The organism is Staphylococcus caledonicus (assembly GCF_016238465.1).
GTDB lineage: Bacteria > Bacillota > Bacilli > Staphylococcales > Staphylococcaceae > Staphylococcus > Staphylococcus caledonicus.
In genome coordinates this window covers 1-13,581 of the sequence record NZ_JABTXV010000006.1, presented here as the reverse complement: position 1 = coordinate 13,581, position 13,581 = coordinate 1, and the positions used below count along the sequence as shown (strand labels likewise).

At 33.0% G+C, this 13,581-nt stretch carries 12 protein-coding genes, 6 tRNA genes and 1 rRNA gene; 3 read left to right on the top strand and 16 right to left on the bottom strand.

Annotated elements, in window-relative coordinates:
- Positions 1-340: 340 nt before the first annotated feature.
- The 3 genes from HS848_RS11525 to HS848_RS11515 all read right to left on the bottom strand — a co-directional run bounded on the left by HS848_RS11525 (position 341) and on the right by HS848_RS11515 (position 2,529).
- A complete protein-coding gene (locus HS848_RS11525; RefSeq protein WP_107508501.1) occupies positions 341-574 on the bottom strand; it encodes a hypothetical protein in 234 nt (77 codons plus the stop codon).
- A gap of 54 nt (positions 575-628) precedes the next feature.
- Positions 629-1,561 carry a type I phosphomannose isomerase catalytic subunit gene (locus HS848_RS11520; protein ID WP_198612430.1) on the bottom strand — a complete coding sequence of 311 codons (933 nt, stop codon included), beginning with the start codon at positions 1,559-1,561 and terminating at the stop codon, positions 629-631.
- A 311-nt stretch (positions 1,562-1,872) separates the two neighbouring features.
- Positions 1,873-2,529, bottom strand: coding sequence for an NAD(P)-binding oxidoreductase (locus HS848_RS11515; protein WP_198612429.1), 657 nt, complete (start codon positions 2,527-2,529; stop codon positions 1,873-1,875).
- A 146-nt stretch (positions 2,530-2,675) separates the two neighbouring features.
- Here HS848_RS11515 and HS848_RS11510 point away from each other — a divergent pair, with 146 nt between their 5' ends.
- A complete protein-coding gene (locus HS848_RS11510) occupies positions 2,676-2,996 on the top strand; it encodes an ArsR/SmtB family transcription factor (protein WP_198612428.1) in 321 nt (106 codons plus the stop codon).
- A 1-nt stretch (position 2,997) separates the two neighbouring features.
- Positions 2,998-3,948 carry a CDF family zinc efflux transporter CzrB gene (gene czrB, locus HS848_RS11505; protein ID WP_232806182.1) on the top strand — a complete coding sequence of 317 codons (951 nt, stop codon included), beginning with the start codon at positions 2,998-3,000 and terminating at the stop codon, positions 3,946-3,948.
- Between the two features lie 49 nt (positions 3,949-3,997).
- On the opposite strand, the gene HS848_RS11500 is transcribed toward czrB, so the two are convergent.
- On the bottom strand, positions 3,998-4,729 hold the full coding sequence (locus HS848_RS11500) for a metallophosphoesterase family protein (protein WP_198612426.1): 732 nt from the start codon (positions 4,727-4,729) through the stop codon (positions 3,998-4,000).
- 131 nt (positions 4,730-4,860) lie between these two features.
- On the opposite strand from HS848_RS11500, the gene HS848_RS11495 reads away from it, so the two are divergent.
- The gene (locus tag HS848_RS11495; protein ID WP_198612425.1) at positions 4,861-5,985 is read left to right on the top strand and encodes a DUF6681 family protein; all 1,125 of its coding nucleotides are present in this window, start codon (positions 4,861-4,863) and stop codon (positions 5,983-5,985) included.
- 103 nt (positions 5,986-6,088) lie between these two features.
- On the opposite strand, the gene HS848_RS11490 is transcribed toward HS848_RS11495, so the two are convergent.
- From HS848_RS11490 to rrf, 12 genes are all read right to left on the bottom strand, one after another.
- Positions 6,089-6,949 (bottom strand): HAD family hydrolase, encoded by an 861-nt coding sequence (locus HS848_RS11490; RefSeq protein WP_198612424.1) that lies wholly within the window; start codon positions 6,947-6,949, stop codon positions 6,089-6,091.
- Positions 6,950-7,156: 207 nt separating this feature from the next.
- A complete protein-coding gene (gene glmS, locus HS848_RS11485) occupies positions 7,157-8,962 on the bottom strand; it encodes a glutamine--fructose-6-phosphate transaminase (isomerizing) (protein ID WP_198612423.1) in 1,806 nt (601 codons plus the stop codon).
- A 713-nt stretch (positions 8,963-9,675) separates the two neighbouring features.
- Positions 9,676-11,028: a phosphoglucosamine mutase gene (glmM, locus tag HS848_RS11480; RefSeq protein ID WP_198612422.1), complete on the bottom strand. Its 1,353-nt coding sequence runs from the start codon at positions 11,026-11,028 to the stop codon at positions 9,676-9,678.
- A gap of 28 nt (positions 11,029-11,056) precedes the next feature.
- Positions 11,057-11,989 carry a CdaR family protein gene (locus HS848_RS11475; protein ID WP_198612421.1) on the bottom strand — a complete coding sequence of 311 codons (933 nt, stop codon included), beginning with the start codon at positions 11,987-11,989 and terminating at the stop codon, positions 11,057-11,059.
- Between the two features lies 1 nt (position 11,990).
- Positions 11,991-12,797, bottom strand: a complete 807-nt coding sequence (gene cdaA / locus HS848_RS11470; RefSeq protein WP_198612420.1) for a diadenylate cyclase CdaA — start codon at positions 12,795-12,797, stop codon at positions 11,991-11,993.
- Between the two features lie 159 nt (positions 12,798-12,956).
- A tRNA-Lys gene (locus HS848_RS11465) sits at positions 12,957-13,029 on the bottom strand.
- A 3-nt stretch (positions 13,030-13,032) separates the two neighbouring features.
- Positions 13,033-13,107: transfer RNA gene (locus tag HS848_RS11460), tRNA-Gln, on the bottom strand.
- Between the two features lie 9 nt (positions 13,108-13,116).
- Positions 13,117-13,200 (bottom strand) — tRNA-Tyr (locus HS848_RS11455).
- A 10-nt stretch (positions 13,201-13,210) separates the two neighbouring features.
- Positions 13,211-13,286 (bottom strand) — tRNA-Val (locus HS848_RS11450).
- A gap of 7 nt (positions 13,287-13,293) precedes the next feature.
- Positions 13,294-13,368, bottom strand: a tRNA-Glu gene (locus HS848_RS11445).
- Position 13,369: 1 nt separating this feature from the next.
- Positions 13,370-13,444 (bottom strand) — tRNA-Asn (locus HS848_RS11440).
- A 12-nt stretch (positions 13,445-13,456) separates the two neighbouring features.
- Positions 13,457-13,571 (bottom strand): 5S ribosomal RNA (gene rrf / locus HS848_RS11435).
- Between the last annotated feature and the right edge of the window lie 10 nt (positions 13,572-13,581).

Here is a 13,581-nt window from a genome sequence, read left to right as displayed (position 1 = left end):
AATTAAAGACTAATTCGTGTATGTATAATGAGGTTAGACTAACAGACTTAAATTTGAGCAAAACGAGTGAAGACTATATTTTCTCTCATAGTTATCTAAACATAGGTAAATATCTTAAAACGTTATCGACTTAGTCCACCTGAAATTTAATAAGTTATGCTTTAAATGTTAACATATCAATGCTAGATTAGCTTTTATTTTTCTATTTATTCTATCATATTTTTAAGATACTTTTATTCATAAATTTTAATAATTTCGTCGTTTCAGTTTTCAAAAAAATAGAACAAGTCTTTATAATTCACTTTAGTTCTAAGCTAATTATGAACACTTGTTCTAAATATTATTGATGAGAGACTAATAAACTTCCTAACAAAGGCATTAAATTAATCATAATTCCTCCGAGTTTAAGTAGTCCACTTATCTCTTTGTCTTTAAAAGTAATAATGGCACTTATCATACCAATAATTGAAACTAATCGCGGGATAAATGGCGTGGGGTATTGAGGCATATTGAAGAAAATGCCCGCCCCAGCAATCACACCACAAACTAAAGAAATATATAGAAATTGCTTCATTTGTGACACTCCTAAACTATCTTGTTACTAAACTTCTATTTTTATTACTTTCTCTTAGATGTAACTAATAATTAAGGTAAAATTTCCTTCGAACACACTATCTAAATCTTCAGATGTTAAAATAAAATTCGATCCTTTTTCAATTTCGAAAATTTCGCCATCAGTAATAATATGACCTTCTCCTTCTAAAACGGAGACCAAGCAAAACTCTCTAGGTTTCATGTAATTTAACGTTCCATCTATTTCCCACTTAACCATAGTAAAAAAGTCATTTGATACGATATGGCTACATTTATGATTTTCAATAATTTCATTTTCAGGACTTATATTAGGTATGTCCGCTGTAAACTGAATTACATCTAGTGCCTTATCAATATCAAGCGTAGGGTTATCACTACGTTGACGGTCGTAATCATACAATCTATAGGATATATCTGATGACTGCATCGTTTCATACACCATTACACCAGCACCAATTGAATGAATCGTGCCTGCTGGAACAAAATAAAACTCACCTGGTTTCACTTTAATCGTTCTTACTGATTGCAATAAATCATCTTGGTCTAGTTGTTGTTGCAAGTCTTCTCTACTATCGATAGACGTTCCCATAATAATTTCAGCATCTTCTTGTGCATCAATAATATACCAACATTCTGACTTACCATATTGGCCGCTTTCATATTCATATGCATAAGAATCATCTGGATGAACATGAATGGATAATGGTTCATTTGCATCTACTATTTTGCATAACAAAGGAAAATCTTTGCTCGGAAAATCACCAAACAATTCTCTATGATTTTGCCATACTTGGTCGAGTGTTTGGCCGGCATAGGTCCCATTTGTAATGACATTTTTTCCATTAGGGTGCGCTGATATCCCCCAACATTCTCCAGTATGTTGGCTTGGTATATCATAATTAAATCGAGTTAATTTGTTACCGCCCCAAATTTTTTCATGAAAAATAGGCTTTAAAAATAACGGCATAGTTGCACCCCCTGAAACCGGTTATAGCTTTATTCTTTATTTTTAAAGTTTATTTAAATTTTCAACTTAAGTATGTATATTAAATAACGTTACTTTCTGACTTGTCATTTGAATACTGATAAGTCGTCTTTTAGCTCTAAAAAAATATAAGATTTATTCATTAATAAAATTTCTCATAACATTATTATATCAATTTTTATATCTCATTAATAGAAACTATTACTATAATAACAAGAAAGCGGAACAGAAATCTAATATGAGTTCGTAGATTTCATTGTTCCGCCTTGGCATATGCCATAGAATTTATTAATTTATTCAAAACGTGATAGTGCGTCTTGAACCGTATATTCACCCGCTACAACTTGGAATTCTTGATTGTGATATTTATCTTTTGTAGTTACAACTTGTTTTAAGACACTAGCAACATCTTCTCTTGGAATAGATCCTCTACCTTCGAAATAAAGGTCCGCTTCAATTTTTCCTGTGCCTTCTTCATCTTGTAACATGCCTGGATGTACAATTGTATATGTTAGATTTGATTCTCTTAAATGATTATCGGCATAATGTTTTGCGATAGTATAAGGTTTTAAATCACCACTTGGATCAAATGCTTCACGTCTTGAATCGTAAGTTGATACCATAACAAAGTGATTTACATTGGCTTTTTTACTTGCTTCAATTGCTTTTACCGCTCCATCTAAATCAACGATAATTGTTTTATCAGCACCAGTACTACCGCCAGAACCTACTGAAAAGATAATTTTATCGAAGCCATTGAATTTTTTAGTTAAGTCTTCAATTCCATCAGTTTCAACATCGATTAAAGTTGCTTTAACATCTTGACCTTTTAACTGTTCTACTTGTTCTTCCTTACGTACGCCTGCAGTAAAATCGACGTTATCTGCTTTTAATTGCTGAACTAATTTAGAACCTACGCCACCATTAGCGCCTATTACTAAAATACTCATAATTTAACGACCTCCTCATTTTTATCCTAAAGGTTACATACCACATTTAATTTCCCTTAAACTTAACTATAACTTTGACATACCTTAAAAGTTACTATATATTAATATATGAAAATATATTCATATATTAATGAGAGGGAATTATTATGAAAAATCATTTTTCCGAAGAAATAGAAGATCAAACATTAATACATGTAACTGAAATCTTTAAAGCATTAAGTGATTACAATAGATTAAGAATTGTGGAATTGTTACAAGATGGCGAAGCAAGCGTGGGTCACATTACGCATTCTCTAGATTTAACTCAGTCAAATGTCTCTCACCAGCTTAAGATATTAAAACAAGCACAAATTGTTAAGGCTTCAAGACAAGGTCAATCTATGATTTATTCCATTGATGACACTCACATTTCTAATCTATTTAAACAAGCCATTTCACATGCTACACATCTAAGAGGTGAATTTTAATATGTCAAATCATGCACACGCACATCATCACGTACATACGAATAATAAAAAAACATTAGCCATTTCTTTTGCGATTATCGGTTTATTTATGATTGTCGAAATTATTGGAGGCTTTATTGCTAATAGCTTAGTTTTATTATCTGACGGTCTGCACATGTTTAGCGATACTGTTTCACTTGGCGTCGCGTTAATTGCTTTCGTGTATGCTGAAAGAAATGCGACGACTACTAAAACATTTGGTTATAAACGCTTTGAAGTGCTTGCAGCCCTCTTCAACGGGGTCACATTATTTGTTATTAGCATCATTATTATTATTGAAGCCATTAAACGATTCTTTGTTCCGTCTGAAGTACAATCTACTGAAATGTTTATTATTAGTGTCGTCGGATTAGTAGTTAATATTATCGTTGCTTTAATAATGTTTAGAGGCGGAGACACCTCTCATAATTTAAATATGCGTGGTGCTTTTATTCATGTCCTTGGCGATTTATTAGGTTCGGTGGGCGCTATTATTGCTGCATTGTTAATTTGGGGCTTCAATTTCACGATAGCTGATCCGATTGCTAGCATACTAGTCTCTTTATTAATTTTGAAAAGTGCTTATGGTATCACCATGTCATCTTTAAATATTTTAATGGAAGGTACACCGGCAGACATCGATTTGGACAAAATTATAAATGCGATTATGAATCATAAAGAAATTCAAAATGTGCATGATTATCATGTTTGGACTATTTCTAATGACATGAATGCACTAAGTTGTCATGCGGTCGTTAGCCCATCACTCACTGTTGATAAATGCGAACATGTTTTAGAATCTATTGAACATGATCTGCTACATTTAAATATTCAACATATGACAATCCAACTTGAAACACCTAAGCATAATCATGATGAATCCATTTTATGTTCAGGCGTTCACCATCATCATGACGACCATCACCATCATTAATATTAAAAGCCGATTGGAGTTAACAATGCTCCAATCGGCTTTACCTATATTATAAGAAATTATCAAAAATAAATTGTTTTGCTGGTACTTGCTTTTCTTCAAACCCTTGAAGATATTCTTCATTGTCATACGGAAGTTTAACTCTTTCTACTGAGCAACCATTTTCAGTGATAGTGACTATGCCATACACTGCATTAGCCCCGTTATTAAGCCCTACAGCTCCTGGGTTAAAATAAATTGTTTCATTGTCATCGTATAAATGGAGTTGATGATTATGTCCGAAAACAATTAAATCCGCTTCTTTGTCTTTAAATAAGTCAATTATCTCTTCTTTACTATTGCTAACAATTGGACTGAACGGTTGATCTTCAATTCCACTATCTAATTTATCATTTTCAATTTCATAATGGATAAATAATATTTTTTTACCGCAGATTGTTTTTTCAATATATCTAGGAAGAAGATTAATTTGATCATAATAGTCTTCGTCCATATGACTTTCAATCCATTGATGATGCTCATAGAACTTATCTTTTAAATCTTCAGGATAAGGAGTGTCATTTACGAGTGACATGACCGCTTCATCATGATTTCCAGCAATAATTTCCATATCATCACGATCAAAAATTAAATCTAATACTTTGTTTGTTTCATGACCGATTCCAATATTGTCCCCTAAGTTATAAATCTTATCGATATCTTCTCTATTATCAATATCGTCTAAAACGGTTTGTAACGCATCAAAATTACCATGTACATCTGTTATAATCGCAAATTTCATGATGATGCCTCCTTTCAAATTTTAATCATTAGCATATTTTAACACTTAATTCACCAATATGTTAGATATTGTTTTAAAAAAATCATAAATTTTGATATTGTATTTATATTACAGAAAAGGAGTGCTTATCTTTGTTCAAATATCATAGTTCGGCATTAAAAAATGCTATGTCGCAAATTTTAAAGACTATTCTTTTTAGTATAGTAAGCTTTATAGTCGTATTTGCGGTTTTTGTTGTTGCTAAAACAATCTTTATGCAGTACTTTATGCAAATGCAACTAGCAGCGCAATTACAACAGTCACCAGGTTCATACTTATTTATAATGATATTAGCTCTACTCATAGGGTTATTATTCTTCATATTTGCAGGTTACCAATTACTTGCTGGCGCAATTAACGTTATCGCTAAAGCTGTTAAAAAAGAAAAAGTTCAATTTACTGATTTATTTTTCGCCTTTAAAAAAGGTAAATATGGCAAAAGCATTATTTTAGCGCTTATTTCAATAGTAATCTTTGTAATTATGTACTTACTTATTATGGCTTTAAACTACTTATTTAACCTTGCACTTACGCCATTATTTACTTCTGTTCAATCAGCAGTAAGTTCATCAGATAATGCTATCGCTATCTTATTAACAGTGCAAATTATTCTGGTAGTTATTATGGGCTTAATCACATCATTAGTATCTTGGTTCTTCTTTATATTAATGATTAATTATACAGTATCATTAGCTCAAGATGGCCATTCAAAAGCGTTAGATCATTTCAAAGATGGTTTCAAAGGTATCAAAAATGGACATAAAACGTGGTTAAAATTCTTTATTGCAGTAATCTTGCTTAATTTAATCATTATCCTTATTACTCAACCACTTGGTACATTAATTTCAATGGCAACTGGTAATATGTCTCAAAAAGTTGCGCAAGTCATCTTATATGTCGCTCAAATTGTTATCGTTATTTTACGCTTCATTCTATACTATATTATTATAATGGGTATCGTTTATTACTTCGTAAAACGTGGTGAAAAGTTAAATCCAACTTCTAAAACTAAGAAAAAAGGCAAAAAAGCTAAACACGATGTAGAAGAAAATAAAGATACACTAACTAATAACGAAGCAAACAATCGTACTACTAAAACGTCATCTAGCGTTAAAGATGATGTTCACACTAAAGCAAGTGATGCAACTGATAAAGCAAAACATTATTCTGATGATGTTAAAAATCAAGTTGATAATCATATGAATAAAGATAAATAGAATATAAAAGATTAACTTAAATGAATATCCCTCAAATGATAACTTAAAAGATCATTTGAGGGATATTTTTAATTTGCTTTTAGGTAAAATTAGTTCGGACTAGTTATTTCAAAAATTTATCTTCTAAATACAATGCTGCCCCGTCTTCTTCATTAGTAAACTGTGTGGCTTCATCTGTAATAGCTTTAATTTCCGGTCTAGCATTACTCATTGCTACACTATAACCACCAAAGGCAAACATTGCTCTATCATTGTCACTATCGCCAATGACAAGTGTCTCCTCTTGTTTAATTCCAAAGTGATCAATCATTTCTTTAATACCTGTACCCTTATCAGTGTTATACGCCATTGTTTCAGCATTGAAACGTGATGAGTTTGATACACTAATATTTAATAACACTTGATTTTGAATTAGTTCATCTCTAAAGTTAGTAATCTTCTCTAAGTTAGTAGTAAATAAGTAAATTTTAGCATAGTCATCTTCAGGAATGTCGTCTCGCCAATTAATCTTCCCTGCCATAGCATCTAAACGTGATTTCCATTCACTCTCACTAACATTATTCGGAGGTGTTGCTCCTTGTATCATATTATCCATCCATGGGTAATCTTCTTTTAGTGAAATTCTAGTTTTATCAAATGGGAATACTTCATAATAAATTTCTTGTTGTTGAGCTAAAGATACAATGCGCTTCACATTTTCTGTAGTTAAACTATGTTTAAATAGATTGTTATCATTAATTTCTCCGCTTGTACCGTTAGAACTTATAATTCCATCAACTTCGAAATTTTCAGGAACTAAGTTATGGATTTCAGAATATGAGCGTCCTGTAGCTAGAAATACTTTATATCCTTTTTCTCTTAATTGATCAATGACAGATTTAGTTTTATTAGATGCTTTATTATCTTCATGCAAGATTGTACCATCCATATCTAAAAATATTGCTTTTATATGTTCTAATGTCATCTTTGTCTTCTCCTTTACTTATCTTTCTTAAAATTGTGGCACTATTTGACTAAAAGTGCAATTACAATATTATTTTAAAATAAACTAATTTTTCTAAAACCAAAATAGGTGCAACACTAAAGACTATATTTAACACTCACTTATTAATTTAGATAAAAAAAGCCTAGAGCATTGATTAAATGCCCTAGACCTTTAGTTAAAACAATATTATTCAACTGTAACAGATTTAGCTAAGTTACGTGGTTTATCTACGTCTAAGCCTCTGTGTAATGCTGCATAGTAGGCAATTAATTGCATAGTAACTACTGAAACTAATGGTGTTAATAATTCATGAACGTGAGGGATAACGTAAGTGTCTCCTTCTTTCTCTAAACCTTCCATAGAGATGATACATGGGTTAGCACCACGAGCTGCTACTTCTTTAACGTTACCACGAATTGATAAGTTCACATTTTCTTGTGTAGATAATGCAATGACAGGTGTTTGATCTTCAATTAAAGCAATTGTACCGTGTTTTAATTCGCCACCTGCAAAGCCTTCAGCTTGAATATATGAAATTTCTTTAAGTTTCAATGAACCTTCTAAACTTACGTTATAGTCCATTGTACGTCCGATAAAGAATGCATTGCGTGTAGTTTCTAAGAAATCTTTAGCAATTTGTTCCATTTTAGGCGTATCATCAACGATTGTTTCAATCGCTGTAGTAACTTTAGCTAATTCTCTAAGTAGGTCGATATCATTATCGCGACCATGCGCTTGAGCAACTACTTGAGATAAGATAGATAATACAGCAATTTGAGCAGTATATGCTTTAGTAGAAGCAACTGCGATTTCTGGACCAGCATGTAATAGTAATGTGTGATCCGCTTCACGTGATAATGTTGAACCTGCTACGTTTGTCACTGTTAATGATTTGTGACCTAATTTGTTTGTTTCAACTAATACAGCACGGCTATCTGCTGTTTCACCTGATTGTGAAATATAGATGAATAATGGTTTTTCAGATAATAAAGGCATGTTATATACGAATTCTGAAGCTACATGTACTTCAGTAGGTACGCCAGCCCATTTTTCAAGGTATTCTTTACCAACTAATCCAGCATGGTAACTTGTACCTGCAGCAATGATGTAAATACGATCCGCCGCCGCTACATCTTTAACGATTTCTGGATCAATTTTTAAATCGCCATTATCATCTTCATATTCTTGGATAATACGACGCATTACTGCTGGTTGTTCGTTAATTTCTTTTAACATGTAATGATCATAAATACCTTTTTCAGCATCTGATGCATCGATTTGTGCAGTATATATGTCACGATCTTGAACATTTCCTTCTTGATCTTTAATCGTAACGCTATCTTTTTTAACAATTACAATTTCATGGTCATGAATTTCTTTGTATTTATTAGTTACTTTAATCATTGCTAAAGCATCTGATGCGATAACATTGAATCCTTCGCCTACACCAACTAATAATGGTGATTTATTTTTAGCAACATAAATAATATCGTTGTCTTGATTGTCTAGTAATCCTAAAGCGTATGAACCATGTAATAATGATACTACTTTAGTAAATGCTTCTTCAGTTTCTAAACCTTCATTTGAAAAGTGTTCAACTAATTGAACGATAACTTCAGTATCTGTTTCAGATTGGAATGTTACATCTGATAAATATTCATTTTTTAACTCTTCGTAGTTTTCGATAACACCATTATGAACTAATGTAAAACGTTCATTAGTTGATTGGTGTGGATGAGAGTTGACTGTACTTGGCACACCGTGTGTTGCCCAACGAGTGTGACCGATACCAACGTGTCCATCAGTATCGTTATTGTCTGCAACGCCTCTTAATTCAGCAATACGACCTTTTTCTTTGAATACTGTAGTACCTTCATCGTTTGCTACAGCAATACCAGCAGAGTCATAACCTCTGTATTCTAATTTTTCTAAACCTGACAATAATAATTCTTTGGCATTATCATACCCAATATATCCTACAATTCCGCACATAAAATTTCCCTCCATATTTAATGGCTATAATAATTTTATCTGTTATATAAAATTATTATTTTACTTGATAAGAGATTCTAGAGTTGTTTAATAAAATTTAGTTATACTTTAATTTAAATCTCTAACTTCCTTACCCTATTTAACCATTTTTAGTTCTATAAAATTTATTTATTATAGGCATTCTTATTATTTTTGTGCATTTAGTCACCTAAATGTTTTAATTAATAAGCTTACGAATGTGCCTTCATCCGGAATAGCACCCGCCGATATATTCGATGACTATTCTCCTCGTCTGCAATTTAAATGGATAATCTATAAGAATTCTCATATTTAATCCTTAATGATTGATACACCAATTAATTGCCCTGGCGCTTTAGTTATTTATTTATTTTTCCTCCTTTCAATATTATTTATTTTACACTTTTCAAACAAACGAATGCAAATACTTTCACATTTATTTTATATTTTTTTAAACAATATGCGGTATATAACTATATTAAATGATTAACTGATTGAAATTATTATATTTTTTGAAAACCAAAAAGTAAATTTAGTTTATATGTAAGCGTTTTTATATAATAAAAATAGAAGTCGTCCTGATAAAAATGGAGAAAATAAAGCTCGAACGCACAATCATTTCAGACGACTATAGACAAAAATAAAGGCTGAGTCATTTATATATAAACGACTCAGCCTTCTCTATTTCTAAATAATTATTCTAATCCCATTTTTTCCTCAACTACATTAGCAATACGTTGAGCGTAATCTTGTGCTTTTTCATCTGTAGCTGCTTCCACCATTACACGTACTAATGGTTCTGTTCCTGAAGGTCTAACTAAAATTCTTCCTTCACCATTCATTTCTGTTTCAACTTCATTCATCACTTGTTTAACATCTTCATTTTCTTCAACGTGATGTTTGTCAGTAACTTTAACATTAATTAATGATTGAGGATATTTTTTCATTTGTGCTGCTAATTCACTTAAAGGTTTACCAGTCATTTTAATTACTGCAGCAAGTTGCACGCCAGTAAGCAAACCGTCGCCTGTAGTATTATAATCCATCATAACAATATGGCCTGATTGTTCGCCACCTAAATTGTAATTTCCACGACGCATTTCTTCTACAACATATCTGTCGCCAACTTTGGTTTTGTTAGATTTAATACCTTCATTTTCAAGTGCTTTATAGAAACCTAAGTTACTCATTACAGTAGATACAATCATATCATTATTTAATTCATGATTTTTATGCATTTCACGACCAATAACGAACATGATTTGGTCACCATCAATAATGTTTCCTTTTTCATCAACGGCAATCAAGCGATCTCCATCTCCGTCAAAGGCTAAACCAAAGTCGCTTTCAGTTTCTAATACTTTTTCAGCTAATAATTCAGGATGTGTTGAGCCACAATTATCATTAATATTATAGCCGTCAGGACTGCAACCTATAGTTTCTGTGTCAGCTTCTAAATCGCCAAATAAGAATGGAGCTAGTGCTGATGTTGAGCCGTTTGCACCATCTAATGTAATTTTTAAGCCTTCTAAATCTACATCAATTGTAGACTTTAAGTAACTTAAGTATTTTTGAGCACCTTCATAATAATCTGAGAAGTGTGCAATTTCTTTACCTTCTGGTCGAGGTAAATCTGGGTTCTCTTGATCAAGTAATACTTCAATTTCATTTTCTTGATCATCTGATAATTTAAAACCATCTCCACCAAAGAATTTAATACCATTGTCTGCGACTGGGTTATGTGAAGCTGAAATCATCACGCCTAATTCAGCGCCCATTTCACGTGTTAAATACGCTACTCCTGGAGTAGATATAATACCTAAACGCATAACCTCTGCACCAATTGAAGCTAAGCCGGCGATTAAAGCTGATTCTAACATTTCGCCTGAAACACGTGTATCTCTACCTACTAATACTCTAGGTCTTTGTTCTCCTTTATTATGCGCTAATACGTAACCGCCATAACGACCTAGTTTAAATGCTAATTCAGGTGTCAATTCTTTGTTAGCAACACCTCTAACTCCATCAGTACCGAAATATTTTCCCATTTTTAATACTCCTTTATATAATGTGTATTTATTTCAAATTAATATATGCTGTTACTTCTTCAGGTTCAGTTTTTTTAACGTTACTAGGTAACTTTAAATCCACTTTTTTCTCGGTTGATTCAGTGACATCATCTAAGTCGACTGTTCCTTCAATTTCATTTACATTTTGTAATTCATCTCTATTACCATATAGTTCTATTTCTTTATCAGCTAAAGTAATGTCATCTAAGCTTTTGTTATTAGGTAGGCTACCCTTTGTATGAACTTTGACATCAACTTTTTTGCTATAAGGTTCTAATTGCACATTCAACTTTACTTCGTCTGGTTGTACTTTAACATCTAATTTGTTGAGCTGCTTATCGAAGGCTATCACATCTGCTACATCTGAAGTATCTTCACTTATTTTAGTAGCATCTTTGTAGGCAGCCTTTAAATACGCAATCTTATTTAGTTGTTCTTTACCCCCTGTGACTTTAACAGAATCAGGTTCGACGGAACTATGTTTAACTTTATAATCTGGGTCAATGTCATTTTTACTGATATCTGCTTGAACATGCATCGTTTTTGTCTTTTTATTTTCTAAAGTAACATAAGCTCGCTTAGGCTTAACATTATAATTAATGTCGTTACTAAGACCTTTAAGAACATAATCTTCTTTATAGTTACCTGCCTTAGCATTGGATAAATCAACGACAACTTTTATATCATCAGCGTCTTCAATTTTTAATAGCTTAGACTGTGGTCCTGAAATTGTAACATTAACTGTATCAGGTGCTTTAGTAACATGAAGATTTTTAGAGTCATACAGTATCTCAACTGGAACATCTTCTATAGTTTTAGAGGAGTTCTGTGATAAATTATCATTACTAAAAACATTACCAAATACATTATTAACAGATAAATAGAAAAATATAGCTAATATTAAAGCTATAAATCTAAGCCCCCACTTACTCTCAAGCATGTTATTTCACACCTTTCTTTTGAAAGTGCGTTCCAAACCAATGTTCAGCCAATAATTCTTCAAATACCTCTGTAGAAATATCTCTTCTTAATTTACCATCAAATGTAACTGAAATAGATCCTGTTTCCTCTGAAACTACTATTGTGAACGCATCTGACACTTCCGAGATACCAACGGCCGCTCTATGTCGAGTACCTAAACTTTTAGATATTTTAGCACTATCTGACAAAGGTAAATAACTTGCTGCACTAGCAATCTTAGAATTTTGGACTATCATTGCCCCATCATGTAAAGGCGTATTTGGAATAAAAACATTTATCAATAATTCTTGAGATATTTCAGAATTCATTGCAATACCTGTTTCAATATAATCCTGCAGGCCTGTTTCTTTTTCGAAAACGATAAGCGCGCCAATACGTCTTTTAGCCATGTATTGCACAGCTTTGGATACCGCTTGAATCAACTTCTCTTCATCATGACTGTAAGTATTAGTATACCGTTTAAATAAACTTCCACGCCCTAACTGTTCAAGCGCGCGTCTGATTTCCGGTTGGAATATAACTATAAGCGCTAACACTCCCCATTGGATAACAATATCAAATAATTTAGAGGTAGCAGTTAAGTTTAGAATTTTACTCACTTGTTGCCCAATTACTATAAATAAAATACCTTTAAGTAACTGTATAGCTTTGGTTCCCTTAAATACAGTTATGAGAAGATAAAGGACATACCATACAATAAGTAAATCTAGTACACTTGTGATAATTTTTAATGTACTCAGATTATCAAAAAAGTTGGAAAAATCCATAACATCTCCTCCGAATATATTTTTCCATAGACATAATTATACCAATGATAACTATAACTGTCATATGAACAAATAAATTGTATTAAAAAAAATGCTTTGAATAAAGACATTTATACAAAATAAATAAAAAAAAGCACCCCATATAGGAGTGCTAATGAGTGAGCCATAGAGGATTCGAACCTCTGACCCTCTGATTAAAAGTCAGATGCTCTACCAACTGAGCTAATGGCTCTAATGGCTGGGCTAGCTGGATTCGAACCAGCGCGTGACGGAGTCAAAGTCCGTTGCCTTACCGCTTGGCTATAGCCCATTATTAAAATGGTGGAGGGGGGCAGATTCGAACTGCCGAACCCGAAGGAGCGGATTTACAGTCCGCCGCGTTTAGCCACTTCGCTACCCCTCCGACATATAAATGGTGGAGAATGACGGGATCGAACCGCCGACCCTCTGCTTGTAAGGCAGATGCTCTCCCAGCTGAGCTAATTCTCCAACAAAATGGTGACTCCTACGGGACTCGAACCCGTGTTACCGCCGTGAAAGGGCGGTGTCTTAACCGCTTGACCAAGGAGCCATGGCTCCGCAGGTAGGATTCGAACCTACGACCGATCGGTTAACAGCCGATAGCTCTACCACTGAGCTACTGCGGAATAATATGAATTGCCTGGCAACGTCCTACTCTAGCGGAACGTAAATCCAACTACCATCGGCGCTAAGGAGCTTAACTTCTGTGTTCGGCATGGGAACAGGTGTGACCTCCTTGCCATTGTCACCAGACAAGTGAATG

Excerpts from the sequence above, each read along its gene's own strand:
- HS848_RS11525 (WP_107508501.1), bottom strand. The coding sequence starts at position 574 with ATGAAGCAATTTCTATATATTTCTTTAGTTTGTGGTGTGATTGCTGGG.
- HS848_RS11520 (WP_198612430.1), bottom strand. The coding sequence starts at position 1,561 with ATGCCGTTATTTTTAAAGCCTATTTTTCATGAAAAAATTTGGGGCGGT.
- HS848_RS11515 (WP_198612429.1), bottom strand. The coding sequence starts at position 2,529 with ATGAGTATTTTAGTAATAGGCGCTAATGGTGGCGTAGGTTCTAAATTA.
- HS848_RS11510 (WP_198612428.1), top strand. The coding sequence starts at position 2,676 with ATGAAAAATCATTTTTCCGAAGAAATAGAAGATCAAACATTAATACAT.
- czrB (WP_232806182.1), top strand. The coding sequence starts at position 2,998 with ATGTCAAATCATGCACACGCACATCATCACGTACATACGAATAATAAA.
- HS848_RS11500 (WP_198612426.1), bottom strand. The coding sequence starts at position 4,729 with ATGAAATTTGCGATTATAACAGATGTACATGGTAATTTTGATGCGTTA.
- HS848_RS11490 (WP_198612424.1), bottom strand. The coding sequence starts at position 6,949 with ATGACATTAGAACATATAAAAGCAATATTTTTAGATATGGATGGTACA.
- glmS (WP_198612423.1), bottom strand. The coding sequence starts at position 8,962 with ATGTGCGGAATTGTAGGATATATTGGGTATGATAATGCCAAAGAATTA.
- glmM (WP_198612422.1), bottom strand. The coding sequence starts at position 11,028 with ATGGGAAAATATTTCGGTACTGATGGAGTTAGAGGTGTTGCTAACAAA.
- HS848_RS11475 (WP_198612421.1), bottom strand. The coding sequence starts at position 11,989 with ATGCTTGAGAGTAAGTGGGGGCTTAGATTTATAGCTTTAATATTAGCT.
- cdaA (WP_198612420.1), bottom strand. The coding sequence starts at position 12,797 with ATGGATTTTTCCAACTTTTTTGATAATCTGAGTACATTAAAAATTATC.